The 18,721-nt window shown below is 64.4% G+C and carries 11 protein-coding genes; all 11 read right to left on the bottom strand.

All coding sequences use genetic code 11. From position 1 onward, the window contains the following. Nucleotides 1-149: 149 nt before the first annotated feature. Nucleotides 150-1,238, bottom strand: a complete 1,089-nt coding sequence (locus tag QMX78_RS12985) for a serine hydrolase domain-containing protein (protein WP_282270182.1) — start codon at nt 1,236-1,238, stop codon at nt 150-152. A 403-nt stretch (nt 1,239-1,641) separates the two neighbouring features. Further along, nucleotides 1,642-3,783 carry a hypothetical protein gene (locus tag QMX78_RS12980; protein WP_282270178.1) on the bottom strand — a complete coding sequence of 714 codons (2,142 nt, stop codon included), beginning with the start codon at nt 3,781-3,783 and terminating at the stop codon, nt 1,642-1,644. Nucleotides 3,784-3,885: 102 nt separating this feature from the next. Next, nucleotides 3,886-5,718 carry an ATP-binding protein gene (locus QMX78_RS12975; protein ID WP_282270174.1) on the bottom strand — a complete coding sequence of 611 codons (1,833 nt, stop codon included), beginning with the start codon at nt 5,716-5,718 and terminating at the stop codon, nt 3,886-3,888. Beyond that, on the bottom strand, nt 5,715-6,377 hold the full coding sequence (locus QMX78_RS12970) for a response regulator transcription factor (protein WP_282270172.1): 663 nt from the start codon (nt 6,375-6,377) through the stop codon (nt 5,715-5,717). Before QMX78_RS12970 ends, QMX78_RS12975 begins: the two co-directional genes overlap by 4 nt. 276 nt (nt 6,378-6,653) lie before the next feature. Beyond that, entirely contained in the window at nt 6,654-8,087 is a 1,434-nt protein-coding gene (locus QMX78_RS12965) for a glycoside hydrolase family 47 protein (protein ID WP_282270171.1), read from the bottom strand. Continuing rightward, the gene (locus QMX78_RS12960; protein WP_282270170.1) at nt 8,087-10,798 is read right to left on the bottom strand and encodes a glycoside hydrolase family 2 protein; all 2,712 of its coding nucleotides are present in this window, start codon (nt 10,796-10,798) and stop codon (nt 8,087-8,089) included. The genes QMX78_RS12965 and QMX78_RS12960 overlap by 1 nt, the downstream gene beginning before the upstream one ends. A gap of 176 nt (nt 10,799-10,974) precedes the next feature. After that, nucleotides 10,975-12,207, bottom strand: coding sequence for an AGE family epimerase/isomerase (locus tag QMX78_RS12955; protein WP_282270169.1), 1,233 nt, complete (start codon nt 12,205-12,207; stop codon nt 10,975-10,977). Continuing rightward, a complete protein-coding gene (locus QMX78_RS12950) occupies nt 12,204-13,199 on the bottom strand; it encodes a carbohydrate kinase (RefSeq protein WP_282270167.1) in 996 nt (331 codons plus the stop codon). The genes QMX78_RS12955 and QMX78_RS12950 overlap by 4 nt, the downstream gene beginning before the upstream one ends. A gap of 6 nt (nt 13,200-13,205) precedes the next feature. Next, nucleotides 13,206-14,513: an L-fucose:H+ symporter permease gene (gene fucP, locus QMX78_RS12945; protein ID WP_282270165.1), complete on the bottom strand. Its 1,308-nt coding sequence runs from the start codon at nt 14,511-14,513 to the stop codon at nt 13,206-13,208. Nucleotides 14,514-14,556: 43 nt separating this feature from the next. Then, nucleotides 14,557-15,615 carry a LacI family DNA-binding transcriptional regulator gene (locus QMX78_RS12940; RefSeq protein ID WP_282270163.1) on the bottom strand — a complete coding sequence of 353 codons (1,059 nt, stop codon included), beginning with the start codon at nt 15,613-15,615 and terminating at the stop codon, nt 14,557-14,559. Nucleotides 15,616-15,713: 98 nt separating this feature from the next. Further along, complete coding sequence (locus tag QMX78_RS12935; RefSeq protein ID WP_282270161.1) at nt 15,714-18,173, bottom strand: GH92 family glycosyl hydrolase; 2,460 nt, start codon at nt 18,171-18,173, stop codon at nt 15,714-15,716. Nucleotides 18,174-18,721: the final 548 nt, after the last annotated feature.

The raw sequence follows: 18,721 nt of genomic DNA, 5'->3' as shown, positions 1-18,721 counted from the left end.
ATGCTCGGCTGGAGCTTTACCGGTAAAGCCCCTGCCGAGCATGGCTCGGCACTACAGGGCATTGCTTGGAACGCCCCTGCCGAGCATGGCTCGGCACTACAGGGCATTGCTTGGAACGCCCCTGCCGAGCATGGCTCGGCACTACGCTGCTATCTGTAGAAGTCGGCAATCTGATCGGTGAACTGCTGCGGGTTGGCACCCACAAGATTGGTCAACACCACCACCGCCAGGCCTTCGTCCGGATAGACCACGAACGCCGCCCGTGCGCCACCGAAGCTGCTGATCTGGCGCTTTCCCGCCGGCCCCGATACTGGCCAGCCCGCGGCCCAATCACCTTCACTGCCATCGTTCAGACGCTCTGGCGTCCACATCTGCGTCAGGCTGTCAGCACGCAGCACGCGCTGCTGCAACAAGCCCGCCAACCACCGCGCCAGATCATCGGCAGTGGTCTGGATGCCACCACCGGCCCACAAGCCCTGTGGCATGTCGTAGAACCAGTGCGAAAGTCGCTTCGGTGCACCGGCAGCATCACTGCTGCGTGGAAAAAAACTGTACATGGTCGCCGCGTTCGGCAGCAGATCGTAGCTGTCACCGAACCCGACGTGCGTCATGCCAACACGCTTGAACTGGTTGTCCGCCAGATAGTCCTCGTAGGCCCTGCCACTGCGCTGAGCGATGATCCTGGCCAGCAAGCCGTAGTTGGTCTGGTTGTAGGCGAATCGCGCGCCCGGCAAGGCCTGCATCGGCTGCTGCTCAACCAGCTGCCATGCCGTTGCTTCGGAGCCACCACCAACCAGGCCCTGCGCATCGACGATATCCGGCAGGCCGGAGGTATGCGCCAGCAGCTGGCGTACACGGATCGCCTGCCATGCGGCTGGCAGTTGCTGCAGATAAGTGGAGATTGGCGCATCAAGATCAAGCTGCCCGGCTTCGGCCAGCTGCATGGCCGCCACGCCGGTGAATGCCTTGGTCGCCGAGTTGATGGGGAACAGGGTCGCGGGCGTGGCTGCCACCTTGTTCTCGACATTGGCCAGCCCGACCGCCGTCGAAAACACCACGTTGCCGTCCTTGACCACCGCAACCTGCAGTCCCGGGATGCCTCTGTCCTCCATGGTGGCAACAATGAAGCGCCGTGTCGCGTCATTGGCAGCCTCCAGCGTCGCCGCAGCCAACTGAAGAGGCAGCACGCAGAGAAGCACACCCAGGCACAACAGGTTTCGGGAGGTTGCACGTCGCATCGTCTGGCTCCGGTCGTGACTGGCGGAAATGTGTCAGATCGCGGCTGTCGCGATCACCGACTCCAGACTTGGATGCATGAAACAGGCAAAAGGTTTAAACCGGCGATCACCCGCACCCGGCATTCGCTACTGCCTCGACTGGGCTGAGCCTCGCACCTCAGCGCCCAGAATGCTGCAGCATCCGCTGCATCATCCTCTGCTCGCGGATGACGACGTGCCACGCCGCACTCCCAATGGACAGTTCAACCTCGCGACGCAGCCTTGCATCGTTGATGATCCATGAGCCGTTGCGAATGCGGGGGTGCTGTGGAGCCGCGCTCGCCTCGATAGCAAGCGCTGGCACCAGGTGAATCCCCAGCGGCAACGCAAGGGCCGTCACGCTACGCGTCCGCGGCGGTGGACATCACAGATCAACGCCGAAGCCAACACCGGCGGACTTCTCACCGCCACCAAAGGCGCCGCCCAGCGAGAACGAAGCGCGCGCCCCCAGCCGCACGCCATAACCGATCGACAAGGCCTGCTCCCCACCCTGGAAACCGGCGCCCACCGCAACGCGGCCGCGCGCGCTCTGGCCACCGGCCGCGTTGATCGCCATGTTGGTCATCGCCGAGGTCATCGCGCCCATCCGGTCGATACGTCGGTCCTGATTGTGCAGGCGTCGCTCCACGCCGTCATGGAAACGGGTGAAGTCGTCGCTGAATGCGGCCAGTGCGCTATCCGTGTAGGCATTGGCACTGGTCAGGGTCTGGGCTGCGGTTGTATCGGTGTACTGGTTTGCAGAAGCCAACGTCGCCGTATCCCCCGCGCTGACCTCACCACGCACGGTCGCCACCTGGGCATCGGTGTAAACCGTGGACGCGACCAAGGTCGCGGCGTCACCGGCATCGGCATGCGTGCGCGCGGCCTGCAGTCCCATCGCCTGACTGTTGGCGACCTGCTGGTCGGTGTACTGGTTGGCCGAGTCAAGCGTGGCCGCATCGCCGGCCGCGAGGTCACCACGCAACGAAGTCTCACGCGTATCGGTGTAAGCGTTCGCTGAAGCCAGCGTTGCCGCATCCCCCGCTGCCATGTCCGTGCGGATCACCGCCTCGCGCGCATCGGTATGCGCGTTGGCCGCATCCAAGGTGGCCGCGCCGCCGGCGACGATGTCGTCGCGGATGGCTGCTTCACGTGCATCGGTGTAGCTGTTGGCGCTGCCCAGGGTCGACGCGTCCGCATCGGCCATATCGGCGCGGATCGCTGCCTCACGCGTATCGGTGTGCGCGTTGGCCGCATCCAGTGTGGCGTCCCCCCCGGCCGCGATGTCGTCGCGGATGGCCGCCTCACGCGTATCGGTATAGCTGTTGGCACTGGTCAGCGTTGCCGCATCCGCGCCGGCCATGTCCGTACGTACCACCGATTCACGCGCATCGGCGTGCGCAATCGCGGCATCCAGCGTGGTGTTGGCGCTGGCTGCCATGTCGCTCCGCACGGCGGCCTCACGGCCATCGGTATAGCTGTTGGCGGTCGTCAACATCACTGCGTCCGCGCCCAGCAGATCGGCACGGATGCCTGCTTCACGCGTATCGGTGTATTGGTTGGCCGTTGCCAACGCAGCACCCGCTTCGGCGTCGACGTAGTTCTGCAGGTCCGTGCCCTGGTTGGTCAACGCAGTATCCAGCGCACCAAGCGCAGAGCCCACGCTGTGCTGCACCCCTCCCTGGATCGCATAGTTGGGTGCGGTGAACACGCCCCCGCTGTACGCAGCACCGCCGCCCAGCCAGGCCGCCACGCCCGACAAGCCACTGCTGGTGGATGCTGACACCGCATTCAACTGGGTGACGTTCACCGCATCATTGCCATCGACGCCGGCAGCGACATTGGTGATGCGTCGTTTCAATGTAGCCGAACCCACCGACACCACGTTGGCAAGGCCATCGTCAGTGCTGCCAAAGCCCAAGGCTACCGAGCCACCACCGGCAGCTATCGCGTTCCTGCCGATGGCGACGTTGTTGTCCGTGCCCGGAGCGCCCGTTGGGGCCGAGAAACCGCAGCACATGTCATTGCCGTTGCCGCCGTTGCCGGCCTGGCTGCCATTGCCCAACGCGATGTTGTAGTTGCCGCCAGCGCCACCATTGCCACCCGTGCCACCCGCGCTGCCCTGGCCGCCCCTGCCACCGTTACCCGCACTGCTGTTGGTACCGAACGCCAGGTTGTAGGTTCCTCCATTGCCACCGATACCACCGGTCCCCCCGGCGGTGCCATTTGAGCCCTGCCCGCCCAAGCCTGCTGAACTGCCCTGCCCGAAAGCGGTGTTGCCGGTGGCATTTCCCAATCCGCCAGCAGAACTGGTCCAGCCCGGCTGCGACGGCCCCGGATTGCCATCAGTGCCGACCCGACTGCCTTCCTGGCAGGCAATGGCACCAGTACTGGCGTCTTGGGTGCAGGGCATGGTCGGCGAGGTGCCGCCAACGATTTCAGCGGCCTGCACCGGCGAAAACGGCAGCAGGCCCAGCATGGCAAGCGCGGCCAGCGGCGCAGCCTTGGCAAGGACAGGACGGTTCATGGAAGGATCCCCCGAATCAGCAAGGGACAAAGCTACCGCCGGGTCTACATGTCCCGCATCCACGAAATCAGGTAGTCGGCAGCCAGCCGGACCATCACCTGATCACGCCATCAGTGGCAGCAGCAACGCCAGCCGCGTGCCGCTGCCATTGGCGGCGGCTGATACCTGCAGTTCGCCGCCCAGCCTGCGTGCACGCAGGTGCATGCTGACCAGCCCAGCGCCAGTGCCCGATGCCCCCTTGCCACTGGCACCTTGCACCAGCCCAACACCGTCGTCGTCGATATGCAGTTGCAGTTGGTCGCCTTGCCTGCGCAGGTAGACGTCCACGCGTTGCGCTTGGCTGTGCTTGAATACGTTGGTCAGCGCTTCCTGCAGGAGGCGCAGCAGGTCGAGGCTGCGGCTGGCGCCCAACTCGATCCCGTTGATGTCCTGCAGGTGCCAATGCGCCTGGATGTCGACCGCATCCAGCAAGCCACTGGCACGGTGGCGCAGCGGCGTCAGCAGCTCGGCCAGATCCGCCTGCTCGCGAGCGGTACTGTCGATGACCAGGCGCAGGTCGTCACGCATCTCGCGCAGCACGCCGATGACCTGCTCACGTGGCATGCCATCGGGCGCCTGCTCCAGGCGCGCAATGGCACCCACCAGGGTGCCGCCAAAGCCATCGTGCAGGTCACGCACCAGCTGCAGGCGCTCACCGGCGCGGCTGTGCGACAACTCCAGCGCATGCTGTTGCTGCAAGGTATCCGCCAACTGCGTGGTGGCCTGCTGCACTTCGTGGCGCAGTTCGGCGTTGAAACCTTCCACCCGCTGCATGGTATTGGCGAAGCGGTACGCCAGCACGAAGCCCATGCCGAGCAGCATCAACGGCGAGGTGAACGATCCCAGGTAGCTGACACCGCCATACCAGCCCATGTACACGCCCAGATCATGCAGCGATACCGCGATCGGCAGGATGATGCACAGCGCCAGCACCTGGTAGTCACGCCGGCCGCTGCGCAGCGCGTAGCCCATGAAGGTGAACGAGACCAGGTAGAGGAAGGCGATGGTGGGTACCAGATAGACGTTGCGATGCGGCCCCATCCATTGCGGCCACAGCAGGGCGCCCGCCATCACCAGCACTGCAATGGCCAGCAACACGCGCTCCAGCCGCGGCCAGCGCCGCTCGCAGAAACGCAGCAGGAAGACGGTATGGGCAGCAGCACCGGCCACGTAGCAGGCACCAATGAAGGCTTGCCAGCCATCGGTGCTGGGGAACGGCCACGGGCTGCTGGCAAAGAAATTACTGTCGTACAGGCGTCCGAACACCGCGCTCAACGCGTACCAGCCATACATCGACTCCTTGCGCCGCAGCAGCCAGAACAGGCCGATAACCGCAGCCAGCACGAAGCCAATCGCACTATCCAGCACCTGCAGGTCATGGCGGACGAAAACTTCATTGCGGAAGCGCGCCTGCAGGGTCTGCGGGTCGCCTACATCCACCACCCCCAGCGAAGGTTGGTAGGCCGCCAGGCCAGAGACCCGAACCAGCAGTTCATTCTCGCCTTGCTTGAGCAGCGGCGACTGCAACAGGAAATAGCGTGGTACATGCCAACTGCGTGACAGCGGCTCGACCAGCGACGGGTCGCGATCGATCAGGCTGCCGTTGAGGTATACGGCCGCTGCCATGCAGGTGTAATCCAGCAGCAGGCCGGTTGCTTGACTGGCGTCATTCTGTTGCCAACGCAGGCGATACCAGACCACGCCGTCGTGATCGGGCCAGCGCGTCTGCCACTGGTCAGCCAGTGGCACCTGCACCCAACCCTGCGCAGGTGCTGCTGGCGATTGCCAGTCTGCACGTACAGCTTCAGCGTGGGTGATACGGGTGATGTCCCCTGCCCCTGCGTTGGCGCTGGCCATGCAGACCGACAGCAGCAACAGCAAGAACCAGCGGATCAAGGCAGCAGCCCCATCGCACGCGCTTCATATACCGCGGCGGTCCGCGAGCCCACCGCCAGCTTGCGGTAGATGTTGCGGGTATGGGCTTCGATGGTGAGCCGTGACAAGCCGAGCAACTCGGCAATCTCGCGGTTGCCGTAGCCCTGCGCAACGTGGTTCAGAATGCCGAGCTCTCGCTCGGACAGCTGCACGGCGGGCGCTGCTGGAGCAGCGACTGGAGGCTGCGCAACCGCTGGCAGCAAGGCCAGAATGCGCCGCGCGATCATCGGGTCGATCGGCGCGCCACCGCGTTGCAGGCTGCGCAGTGCAACCGTCAGCTCGATGTCCTCCCGGTCCTTGAGCAGGTAGCCTGCGGCACCAGCGCGCAATGCAGCGAAGATGCTTTCTTCCTCGGCAAACGCGGACACGATCACTGCTTGCAGCTGCGGCACATGCTGCTGCATCCAACCGACAAGTTCGATGCCGGTGCCGTCGGGTAGCTGCATGTCGACCAAGGCAAGGTCGAACTGATGGGCTTGCAGGAGTGCAAGGGCGCTGCCGAGGCTGTCGGCGGTGTGAATCCGTGTCTGTTGGTCCGTCAGTAATTCGGACACGAGCCTGACCAGCCTCGCCAGCGAAGCTGTGTCGTCGTCGATGATCAGGATGGAAGACAGCTCCATCGGCCCCCGCCATGGTCCGTGTTGTGGCGGAGTTTAGCGTGCTCTTACGGTTGGGTTGTGAGGGGGCTTTGCGGGGGGGCTATTCGCGACCTCGGGACAGCAAAAGATACCTCCGTTGGGATCAATAGGCGAGGCGGCCCTCACCCCCTGCCCCTCTCCCGCAAGCGGGAGAGGGGAGGAAGCCCAGCTTCGGACAATCTACGAAACAGCCTTGCTCCGGATGGTTTACCAGAAAGCCTTACTGCGGATGAATCCGGGAAGCCTTGGCTCCCGCTCTTACCAGGTACGGCGCAGCGGGTGGGCTTCGGTGTTGAAGACGATGCCGTCAAAGTCCAGGGTCTTGGCCGGGGCGAACAGCAGGTAGTAGTACTTGAACGTCTCGGCGAACAGGAAGCTCTCCATCGAGTCGTCCTTCTCCTTGCTGCGGACATCCTTCAGCGCGGCGAAGCCGTGGTCGGTGCGGGTGTAGCGCACGAAGTCGTCGAAGAACTCCTTGCCCATGCCGCGGTAGCGCGCATCACCGGTGTAGTGGTGCAGGTAGTACGCCGACTCGACGATCTCCGGGCGCAGCGCGTAGCTCGGCGAACGCACTTCCATCTTGGCGTAGTCCAGCGACTCCGGCTCGATGTCGTGCAGGCGCCACATCTTCAGGTTGGACTCCTGCAGCCGCTTGGCGCGGTCCAGGTCGCCGCCCAGGGCCAGCAGGCCCGGCATGAACGCGTCCAGCGCGCCATACGTGGTGGAGGTGCGGGCGCCGGTGTCCATGTCGGCGTGGCCGTACCACAGCTCGCCTTCGCGGGATTCATCGGCCAGGTACTGGTTGATCGGGCCGATGCTCTCGTCCCACATCTTCTTGCAGTCTTCGTCGCCGAACAGCTTCCAGCACTTGAGCAGGTACTCGTAGTACGAGTCGATGCCACCGGCGATCGAGGCATCCTTGTTGGTCCACTCGCCAGTCTCGACGTTGATGTTCAGGCCAACGAGGCCGATCTTGGAACGGCGCTTGTGGGTTTCCACCAACGCACGCTTGGCCTTGTCGTAGTACGCCTGCTTGCCGGTGAGCTTGGCCAGGGTGCCGAACTCAAGCAGAAGCGTGCCGGTTTCGGCTGGGTTGCTGATCTTGCCGCTGGTCTTGCCGGTGTGCAGGTTGACGTGGGTGTACGGCAGGCCGGTCGGGCTGTCGAACACCGGCGACAAGCGCGTGCCCAGGTCATCGGCGAGCTTGAGCAGGCGCTCGTCATTGGTCATCTGGTAGGCCGACAGCAGGCCGCCAAGCAGGCGGATGGTGACCTCGAAGTTCTGCACGTCCATGTCCTGGTCGAAGGACAGCTGGGTGACGATCAACTCACGTGCTTCGTTGGCTTCCTTGTCCAGACCGAGCAGCAGCAGTGTGTCCAGTGCATCGACTGGCGACATCAGCAGCGGCTTGGGATACCAGTCGCGCGGCTGGCCACTGATCGGCTTCAGGTCGTCGTGGCCCTTGGCGTACTGCATGTAACCCTGCCAGGCGTGGCGGGTGGCCTCACGGACCTGCTCGGCCATGCGTGCGGCTTCGGCGTCATCGACGGCCGGAAGCGCGGCGTCGGCCGGTGCAGCAGCTGCGGCCGGTGCAGCCGGGGTGGTGGCGGGAGCGGCGGCCTGCTGGCTGCAGGCGGAAAGCGCCAGCATCAGCGCGGCGACCAGGGGGGCGGTACGCAGGGAACGGGTCATCAGTGGATCCTCTCGACGGAAGCGTTGTCTTGCGATGCAACGGGACGGGACTGCAGGGTGTCGCCCAGCGTCTGCAGGTGCAGGGCCGTGCGCAGGGTGGAAAGCGGTGCGGTGCTGCGCACGACCAGCGTGCGGGCCTGGCCTGGCAGCAGGTCGAAAGCGTTGTCCTCGACGCTGGCATCGGCATTGTTGAAGCCGATCCAGATGCCGCGGACCAGTCTGTCGGCACGCAGCTGCAGCAGGTAGTGATCGCCTTCGGCGCGCAGCTCGCTGTGCAGCTGTGCCGGCTGCAAGGCTTGCTGTTTGGCAGCGACGAAGTAGACCAGGCGCTGTGCCTCTACTGCGTCGCCACGCAGCAGTTCAAATACGGCGACGCTGCGGCTGGGGTCTGCGCCCCGCAGCAGCTCGGCGTCGCTGAAACGTGCGACCTCGGTAGCCGATAGCGCAGGCAAGCTGATGGCCTTGCGCTGCTGTTGCAGTTCGCGTCCACCGAAATCCAGCACGCGCACACGCCACTGTCCCTGCAGTGCTGCACGGCCGTCGTTGAGCAGACTGAAACGGGTGCGTCCTTCATCGCGCAGCGCGGCCACCGCCACATCGGCGAAGAAGCGCCGGGCGTGGAAGTTCAGTGCCTTCCAGTTGCCGTAGTAATCCACGCTGGACCAGGAGGCACCCGGCCACACGTCGTTGAGCTGCCAGTACAACGAACCCATCGTGTACGGCCGCGAGGCGCGGTGGTGCAACGCGGCCAGTTCGATGCCCTCGGCCTGCATCATCTGGCTCAGGTAGACGAAATCAGGGAACGAGCGCGGCGTGCCGAATTCCATCTCGATGTAGTGCAGCAGACGCTCATTGCCTTTGCCGGCCAGGAACTTCTGGTGCGCCTCGATCACCGGCCCATCCACCTGCTGTTCCTCCGGCGTGGCGAAGGCATTGATGGTCGACAGCTGCGGCCAGGCCTGCAGGCCGTACTCGGACATGAAGCGCGGGGTTTCCTTCAGGTAGGCCGTCGGCGGCAACGCCGGGTTGCCCCAGACTTCCCAGTAGTGTTTGTCACCGCGACGCGAATCATTGGCCTTGGTATCCAGGTCATTGCTGGGCGAACTGGCCCAGTACGGCACGCCCAGGCCTTCCTCGGCAACGACGCTGCGCAGATCCTTGCCGAACAGGTCCACATAGCCCTGCCAGACCTTCGCGGCGAATACCGGATCGGCCTCCTTCAAGGTCTTGCCGTGGCCCCAATCCTTCCACGCGGTTTCTTCTTCGTTGTTGCCACACCACAGCACGATGCTGGGGTGGTGCCGCAGGCGACGGATGTTGTCGCGCGCTTCGGCGACCACATTGGCGCGGAACGCAGGGTCATAGCCCGGCTGCATGCCGCCGCCGAACATGAAGTCCTGCCACACCAGCAGGCCGAGTTCGTCGGCGATGTCGAAGAAAGCATCGTCTTCGTAATAACCGCCGCCCCAGTTGCGCAGCATGTTCATGTTGGCATCGCGTGCGGCCTGCAGGTCGCGGCGCAGACGCTCGTGGGTTACCCGAGCCGGGAAGGCATCAAACGGAATGACATTCGCACCCTTGGCGAATACCTGCACGCCATTGATGACGAAGCCAAAGCCCTGACCGCCGTCCTTGTCCTCTTCGCGCTGCAGCTGCACGGTGCGCAGGCCGATACGGATGCTGGATTCCAATGCTTCCTGCTTGCCGTCGCCCAGCCGTGCCTGCACGGTGTAACGATCCTGCGCGCCGTAACCCACCGGCCACCAGCGGCGCGGCTTGTCGATCTGCAGTGGCAGCGACACCGTGTTCTCGCCGGGTGCCAGCGCGATATCGCGCTTGATCTGCGCTACAGAGTTTCCTTCCGGGTCACGCACGTCGACGACGACCTGCTGGGTGGCGCCGGCATCGGCCTGCTCCACCTGCAATAGGATGTTCAAGCGCGCCTTGTCCGCATCCAACGCATCGATGCGTACTGCCAGATCGGTGATGCGCTGCTGATCCCAGCTGTCCAGGTGCACCTGTCGCCACACGCCGGCAGTGACATAGCGCGGACCCCAGTCCCAACCGAAGTGGTAGGCGGGCTTGCGTACGAAGTTGCCGACCATCGCGTCCTTGGGCTCATCGCCGTAGGGCGATGGATAATTGCCGGCAATCTTGTTCGGCATCGCCTGCACCTGCGGCAGCAGCGTGCGGATCGGCGAACGGAACACGATCTGCAGTTCGTTACCCTGCGCGCGCAGGCGCCCATCCACGCGTGCGCGCCAGGTGCGGTGCGCGTTGTCGGCCTTCAGCAGCGGCTGGCCGTTGAGGCGGACTTCGGCGAAGGTGTCCAGGCCATCGAAACGCAGTTCGGCATGCGGGCGCGCAAGCGTTGTTGCATCAACATCGAAACGCGCGCGGTACTCCCAATCAGCCAGGCCAATCCACTGCAGGCCGGCTTCGGCGGCACCGACATAGGGATCGCCGATCACGCCAGCAGCCATCAGATCGGTGTGCACGCTCCCCGGCACGGTTGCCTGCTTCCACGCATCCATGCCGGGATGTGCTTGCAGCTGTGCATCGCCGGGCAGCAGACGGAAGCTCCATTGCGCCTGCAATGGTGCGGCCACGGCTGCACTGGAAGCCAGCGACAGCGCGCACAGCAACAGGCCACGGCATACGCGTTGAGCGAGAATTTGTATCGATCCAAACTTCGAATGCGCTTGCTGCATTCCATCTTCTCCCTGGTGCTGCTTCCGGTTTGCCTCACCGAGTTCCGCTGGCGGTCAAAACACCATCAACAAAAATCCGAAACTACGCTTGCCCTGCAATTCGCTACTGACGCCAAGCGTTGGAGCGGTCCCCGCCTTGGCGGGGATGGCGACTGAAACGACACGAATGCTGTTGATCAGCTTTCGCGCACCACATTCAACACTTCGTGGCAGGCGCCCATGGTGTGGTAATCGGTCTTGCCGGCCGGGCTCTTCTCGTCGTCGTACTTGCCGTTGTCGGCATCGAGGATGCGGAACCACGCGCCGTAGCGATGATCAACGAAGTACTGCCACGAGTACGCCCACAGCCGGTCGTACCACTCCCAGTAGCCGGCATCGCCGGTGCGCTTGGCCAGCAGCGCGGCGGCCGCCAGCGACTCGGCCTGCACCCAGAAATACTTGTCGTCGTCGCAGACGAAGCTGTCGCCACCAATCGCCGCGCCATCCATGTTCGGCTGACGGCGCGATTCCGGCGCAAAGCCGTAATACAGGCCGCCACGCGCCTCATCCCACGAACGCGTCATCGAGGTATCGAACAGGTGCCGTGCGGTCGGTACCAGCCAATCGGCATCGACGTGGCGGTCGAGGATCATCAGCAGCTTGGCCCATTCGGTCTGATGACCTGGCTGGAAACCCCACGGCCGGAACAGGTGCTTGGGGTTGTCCAGGTTGTAGTTCCAATCGATGTTCCAATCGATGTCGTAATGCTCCCAGACCAGGCCGCCGGCCTTGGCCGCCTGCCGGCGGGTCATGTTGTCGGCCAGCTGCAAGGCGCGCTGCAGGTAGCGCTGCTCGCCGCTGGCCTCGAACGCCGCCAGCATCGCTTCGCACATGTGCATGTTGGCGTTCTGACCGCGGTAGCCGGTGAAGTTCCAGTTGGCGTCGGCTTCGTCGCGGTACACGCCGTGCTGCGGCTCCCAGAAGTGGCGCTCCAGCAGCTGCCAGGTCTCGTCCATCCATTCACGGCCCTGCTCGATGCCGGCCTTCAGCGCACAGCTGTACGCCAGCAGCACGAAGGCCACGCCATAGCAGTGGTTCATGTCGTCCTCGACCTTGCCATCGCGCAGGGTCCAGGCGTAGCCGCCAGTGGCTGGATTGCGGTGCACATCACGCAGGTAGCGCACGCCGTGCTTCACCGCTTCCAGATACTCCGCGTTGCCGTACTCGCGGTAAGCCATCGCATAGTTGAAGACGAAGCGGGTGCTGCTGACCAGGTGGCGATGGCTGCGATCGTAGATGCTGCCGTCGTCACGGTAGTAGTGAAAGAAACCGCCATCGGCATCGATGCAGTGCGGATGGTAGAAGGCCATCGTGTCGGCGATGTGTGCGCGCAGGAAGGCCGGGGAACGGAAATCGGGCGTGGTGGTCATGCGATGGCTTCCTGTTGCTGCAGCAGCTGCTGTACTTCACTCAACGCGGGCATTGCCGCGAACGCACCCTTGCGGGTTACCGCCAAGGCACCTACCGCGGCAGCGAAGCGCAGCGTGCCATTGATTGCATTCGGGGTCTGGCAGAACGCGGCAAAACCGGCGCCTGCACCACCGCGCTCAACCAGCCCGACCAGCACGCCGCCGACAAAGGCGTCGCCGGCAGCGGTGGTATCCACCGCCTGTACACGGAAGCTTGGTACCTCGCCTTCGCCATGGCGGGTATACCAGCGCAGCGTGCCCGCACCGTCGGTGACGATCACCCAGCGCGCCTGCGCCGCCAACAGACGGCGCAGTACCTGCGCATCGCCGTCGGCGCCCAGTGGCGCGGCCAGGTAATCGAGCTCTTCGCGCGAGAGTTTGATCAGGTCGGCACGTTCCAGCGCCTGCCACAGGCGCGGTGTGGGATCGACATCGGCCGGCCACAGCGCCGGCCGCAGGTTGAGGTCCAGGCTGACCACCGCGCCAGCAGCGCGCGCGCGCTCCATGCCGGCGAAGGTCGCCGCGGCGATGTCCGCTTCGGTCAGGCTGTTGGAGCAGACGTGGAAGCAGGCAGTGCCGTCGAAGCAGGCGGACAGGTAGTGCTCGGCGCGGAACAGCAGGTCCGCCGCCGGCGGCCGGTAGAAGCTGAAGCTGCGCTCGCCATGCGCATCCAGCGCGACGAAGGCCAGCGCGGTCTTGGCTGCGTCGGTACGCACGATGCAGTCGGTCTCGACCCCGGCCTGCTGCAGGCTCTCCAGCAGGAAGTCACCGAACATGTCGCGGCCCAACATGCCGGCGAAATGGCTGCTGGCACCCAACCGCGCGGCCGCCACTGCGACGTTGGCGGGGGCTCCGCCGGCGTACTGCAGGAACGCGCGCGGGGTGTCCGCCGAGGCCGGTGGCTGCGCTAATAGATCGATCAAAATCTCGCCGAAACAAACAATCTTGCCCATCTGGCCTTAGTCCTGTTGGGTAACGCCGGTGCTGGTACGCGAACCGACCAGCCCGTAGAAAATGATGTAGCCGTAGCACAGCAACGGCAGTACGAATGAATGGTGGACGCCGATGCGGTCGGCCAGCATGCCCTGCAGGAACGGCACCACTGCGCCGCCGACGATGGCCATGATCAGCAGGCTGGACGCCTTGTTGGTCAACGGCCCCAGGCGTTCGATGCCGAGCGCGAAGATGGTCGGGAACATGATCGAGTTAAACAGGCCGATCGCCACGATCGAGTACAAGGCCACCTGGCCTTCGCTGGCCATGGTCAGTGCCAGCAAGCCCACATTGATCAACGCGAACAGCGCCAGAAGCTTGCGCGGCGAGAAGCGCACCAGCAGCAGCGAACCGGCAAAGCGGCCGATCATCGCCATGGTCCAGTACAGCGACACGTAGTGCGTGGCCTGCTGCTCACTGAAGCCGCCGATGTTGGGCTGCGACAGGTAGTTGACCAGGAAGCTGCCGATCGAGACCTCGGCACCCACATAGAAGAAGATGCCCAGCACGCCGAACAGCAGATGCTTGTGGCGAAGCGCATCGCCATAGCTGTGGCGTGCACTGTCGGCCTGTTCGCTGTTCTCGCTCAGCGACGGCAGCCGGAACAGGAACACGAACAGCGCCAGCAGGAACAGCGCCACTGCCAGGCCAAGATACGGCCCCTGCACCGACTGTGCCTCCTGCGCGCGATAGGCCAACTGATCAGCCAGCGGCAGCGCGGTCAGCTCATCGGCGCTCTTGACCGTATTGCCCAGGATCAACATGCCGCCAAAGATCGGCGCGATCGCGGTGCCCAGCGAGTTCAGCGCCTGTGCCAGCGTCAGGCGGCTGGAACTGGTCCGCTCCGGGCCAAGCAACGCGACATAGGGATTGGCCGCCACCTGTAGCACGGTGATGCCGGTTGCCAGCACGAACAGGGCCGCCAGGAAGGCGCCATAGATACGCAGCTCAGCCGCCGGCCAGAAGCCAAGTGCACCGATGCCGGCAATCACCAGGCCGGCGACGATGCCCTGCTTGTAGCCCAGCCGTGCAACCAGCCGACCAGCTGGCAAGGACATCAGGAAGTACGCACCGAAGAAGGTGAACTGCACCAGCATCGCCTGGGTGTAGTTCAGTTCGAATACCGACTTCAGGTGCGGGATCAGGATGTCGTTGAGGCAGGTCAGGAAGCCCCACATGAAGAAGATGGTCGTCGCCACCGCCATGGCCACATGCGTATTGACCACGGGCGCCGACTGGCTTGATGTAGATGACGGCGATGTTGGTATGTGCATGTGGGCTGCCTGGATACGGTAATCGGGAGATGGGGTTGAGGAGTCAGCTTGGTCTTGCTGCACTGCTTTCGCGGATCCTCAGCTGCACCGGTGCGACGGTACGCATCGGTGCTGCATCGGGGTTGTCCAGGCGCTGCAGCAACAAGGCTGCAGCCTGCCGGCCACGTTCGCGCGGATCTGCGGTCAACGTGGTCAACGGCGGCACTGCGACTGCGGCTTCGGAGATATCGTCGAAGCCGGTAACGGCGAAGTCGCCGCCTGGGCGTATGCCACGCGAGGTCAGGCCCAGCATCAGGCCCAATGCAACCGTGTCGTTGTAGCAGACCGCCGCGCTGGGACGCTGTGCGCTTTCAAACAATTCACCGGTACGTGCTGCGGCTTCCAGACGGTTGGGTGCGGACTCGATCAACCAGTCCGCATGCAAAGGCAAGCCGGCCTCACTCAATGCCTGCTGGTAACCCAAACGGCGCTGCGCGCAGGAACTGGATGCGCCATGCCCGCCAAAGAAGGCGATGTCACGATGACCGCGTTCGATCAGGTGACGGGTTGCCATGTACGCGCCGTGCTGGTTGTCCAGAGTGAGGAAATCCCAGTCCGCGCCAGCCAGTTCACGGTTGAACAGCAGCACGTTGGCATGCGCACCCAATACATGGCGCAGCTCTTCGGCATCACTGCCTTCGGCCGGCGAGAGGATGAAGCCGGTCGGCGTGTGTTCCATCAAGGTGCTCAACACCGCCTGCTGCCGCTGCGGCGATTCGCCGGTGCTGCCAAGCAAGGTCACGAAACCCTTGCCACCCAATGCCTCGTCCACGCCCGAGGCGAATTCGGCGAAGAACGGGTTGGACAGATCGTTGATCACCAACGCGATCGACGATGAAGTACGACGACGCAGGTTGGCAGCGGTGCGGTTGTACACATAACGCTGCTTGCGCAGCTCCGCCTCGACCTTGGCGCGGGTATCGACATTGACCAGGGGGCTGCCGCGCAGCACCAGCGACACAGTCGCCCGCGACACGCCCACCGCCTGCGCGATGTCGGTGACGGTGACCGCGCGTTGGCCGGCCTTGCGTGCGCCCTTGGCGCCGGTAGAAGTGTCTTTCATCATTTCCGCTGCGGTTCCGGGATGCGCCAAGCCTAAAGGATCACGGCCAGCGCTTGCGCTGCCCGCTCCCTTCTTTCCGGCCTTGGCGCTGCCCGAGCTCACGGCTGGGCGCTGCCCGGGGTGGCGCAGTACGACACCGGCAGGTCCGCCTGTGCGGTGCCCCAGCCCTGCTCCGGTGCCTGCGCACCGAGGGTGAAGCGCACATCGCCGCCCTGCTGCAGCTGCTGCCAATCCAGCCACACCGCCGGCTGCGGCTTGCCATCAACCTGCACGCTCTGGATGTACTGCAGGCTGCGCGGATCGGCGCCCGGTGCCTGCAGACGCAGCTTGCGGCCATTGCCCAGGGTGATCTCGGCCTTGCTGTAGCGCGGTGCATGCAGCAGGAACTGGCCGCTACCCGGCACTGCCGGATACAGGCCCAGCGCACTGAACAGGTACCAGGCCGACATCGTGCCCAGGTCGTCATTGCCGGTAACGCCGTTCGGCGCATTGGTGAACAGCTGCTGCGCCGCGCGAACCACGGTGGCGGTCTTCCACGGCTGGCCGATCAGCGTATACATCCACGGCGAATGCAGGTCAGGCTCGTTGTTGGGGTTGTAGCGGTATTGGTTGTAGTAGCTGTACGGACCAACCACCCATTCCTTGCGTGCAGCGGTCAGCGGTGACTGCAGCAGCGCGTCATAGGCGAAGAACGCATCCAGACGCTTGCCGGCCTGTTCGCGGCCATGCATGGCCTGCAGCATGCCGGGCACATCCTGCTGGACCAGCCACTGGTACTGCCAGCCGGTGCCTTCATGGAAGCCGTGTTGCGAACGCGGGCTGTAATGACCATCGGCCGGCGTATACCACTTGCCGTTCTCGTCGCGCGGACGCGGGAAACCAGTGAAGCCGGTTTCGGCATCACGCACATCCGCATCCCACACCTTGTGCCAGTTGCCACCACGTGCGCGCAGGGTTGCTGCATCGTCGGCGTGGCCGAGGCCATCGGCCATCTGCGCCAGCGCGCAATCGGCCAATGCATATTCCAACGTAGCCGAGCCGCCGTGGTGCGGATCAACGTCCATGCCCTTGGACGGGAAGGCACGGTCATAGGCCACATAACCATTGGCGAGATAGCTGGCATTGCCGGAACGGCCAGCCATGCGCGAATTGATCGGCGGCATCTCGAAGGCATTGCGGCGCAACGCGCCCCAGGCTTCCGCCTCGCGGCCCTTGAGTGCACCGAAGCGCCACAGGTCGACCATGAACGGCGTCACCGGGTCGCCGGTCATTACATTGGTTTCGAAATTCGCATAGCCCCAACGCGGCAACCAACCGCCCTGTTCGTTGATGGCCAGCAGGCTGCGGCCGATATCACGTGCAACTTCCGGACGGGTCAGGGCCAACCACTGGTTCTGCGTGCGGTAGGTATCCCACAGCGAGAAATACTCGTAGTAGGTCCAGCCATCGGCACGGTGGATGACGTCGTCGTAGCCACGATAGCGACCATCGGCATCGCTGCCGGTCATCGGCTGCAGCAGCGCGTGGTACAGCGCGGTGTACAGCACGGTGCGGTCATCGGCATTCGCACCTTCAACCTTGACGCTGCCCAGCTGTTCGCGCCACTGCGCCTGCGACAGCGCACGCATGCGATCGAAGCCCAGCAGCTTGCCGCCCTGCATGCCATCGCTGCGCAGATTGTTGCGCGCACCTTCGGCATCCACATGCGAGATCGCACTGGTAGCGGTGACGCTGCGGCCATCGGCCAGGTCAAAGCTCAGCCACGCACCATTGGGCTTGGCCTCGCCTTCCATGCTGTGGCGCGCGCCGGGCAGACCGCCTTCCTCGCCCCAGGTGCCGTGCGCCTTGAACGGGCGATCGAACTCGATACGGAACCAGGTGGTGTACTGGTGGCCGCCGCAGAAGCTCTTGGTGACCAGCTTGCCTTCCACCGCACGGTCGCCTACCACGTCGATGACGCTGCCGATCACCGAATGGCGCTCATTGGCCTGGGCAACATTGACCAGCACCTGGCCTTCACTGACGCCTGCGCTGAAGGTGTAGCGCTCGGCGGCAGCGCGGGTCAGCGCGATGGTTTCCACGTCGATGCCGCGGTAATCGGTCAGCCGGACCTTGTAGTAGCCGGCCTGACCGACTTCGCCATCGTGGCTGTACGCCGAGGCGTAGTTCTTGTGGTCGAAGCGCTTGGGGTCCTTGGTATCGAAATCACCACCGGGACCGATGCTGCCGGTCACTGGCAACACCGAGACCTGCCCGCCCTGCTCCCAGCAACCGGCGCCGGAGATGAAGGAATGACCGAAGCCGCGGATCTTTTCGTCGTCATAGCGCCAGCCGGAGTAATGGCTGCCGATCGGGCTGACCTGGATCAGGCCGAACGGTGCCGACGCGCCCGGGAAGGTATTGCCGTCATCCTTGCTGCCGATGAAGGTATTGACCTCGCGCTCCAGCGCGGCCGACGGCGCGGCCTGCAGCAACGGCGCGAAACTCAGCGCCAGCAGGCAGGCAGCCGTTGCCAACGGGCGGCGACGGGAGTGGGCGGTGGAAGGCGATCGGCTCATGCATTGGATCCTTGGGTCGGTCGGTACGGCGGCGGTGTAGCTGTGGCAGAAGTTGGCCCGGACAAGCCGGGCCGCTGATGTCCAGCCCATCCGGGAACGGGATGGGGGAGAGATGCCAGGCATCAGCAAAACGGGTAGGCCCCTGCAGCTGCCCCGACGGCCGTCACGACGGCGGCTGGCGGGGCAAAAGCAACAAACTTTGGGCCGTGGAACACGCTGCTCGGCAGTGTTTTCAGTGGTTTGCAGCGTGCTGGACCCCGCCCTGCGCGGCCCCACCTGCATCCCCGGAAGCACGTTGCCGAAATTTAGATCGATCCAAGTAAAGCATGAGCATTTCGCTCTGCGCATTCTGCGGCGCAACATTGCGACGAAAATCCCTCCCTGTAGTGCCGAGCCATGCTCGGCAGAGGCTTTCCCGGTGAAGCCCCAAAAGCCCCCTCACCCCAACCCCTCTCCCGTAAACGGGAGAGGGGCCTGTAGTGCCGAGCCATGCTCGGCAGAGGCTTTCCCGGTGAAGCCTCAAAAGCCAACCCCTCCCCAGCCCTCCC

Origin of the sequence: Stenotrophomonas sp. PS02298, assembly GCF_029959445.1 — a bacterium.
Classification (GTDB): domain Bacteria; phylum Pseudomonadota; class Gammaproteobacteria; order Xanthomonadales; family Xanthomonadaceae; genus Stenotrophomonas.
This window is presented reverse-complemented; position numbering and strand designations above follow the sequence as displayed.

Bases quoted from the DNA above. Each gene is read 5' to 3' on its own strand.
- QMX78_RS12940 (WP_282270163.1), bottom strand. From the start codon at position 15,615: ATGAAAGACACTTCTACCGGCGCCAAGGGCGCACGCAAGGCCGGCCAA.
- QMX78_RS12965 (WP_282270171.1), bottom strand. From the start codon at position 8,087: ATGACCCGTTCCCTGCGTACCGCCCCCCTGGTCGCCGCGCTGATGCTG.
- QMX78_RS12980 (WP_282270178.1), bottom strand. From the start codon at position 3,783: ATGAACCGTCCTGTCCTTGCCAAGGCTGCGCCGCTGGCCGCGCTTGCC.
- QMX78_RS12970 (WP_282270172.1), bottom strand. From the start codon at position 6,377: ATGGAGCTGTCTTCCATCCTGATCATCGACGACGACACAGCTTCGCTG.
- QMX78_RS12960 (WP_282270170.1), bottom strand. From the start codon at position 10,798: ATGCAGCAAGCGCATTCGAAGTTTGGATCGATACAAATTCTCGCTCAA.
- fucP (WP_282270165.1), bottom strand. From the start codon at position 14,513: ATGCACATACCAACATCGCCGTCATCTACATCAAGCCAGTCGGCGCCC.
- QMX78_RS12935 (WP_282270161.1), bottom strand. From the start codon at position 18,173: ATGAGCCGATCGCCTTCCACCGCCCACTCCCGTCGCCGCCCGTTGGCA.
- QMX78_RS12955 (WP_282270169.1), bottom strand. From the start codon at position 12,207: ATGACCACCACGCCCGATTTCCGTTCCCCGGCCTTCCTGCGCGCACAC.
- QMX78_RS12950 (WP_282270167.1), bottom strand. From the start codon at position 13,199: ATGGGCAAGATTGTTTGTTTCGGCGAGATTTTGATCGATCTATTAGCG.
- QMX78_RS12985 (WP_282270182.1), bottom strand. From the start codon at position 1,238: ATGCGACGTGCAACCTCCCGAAACCTGTTGTGCCTGGGTGTGCTTCTC.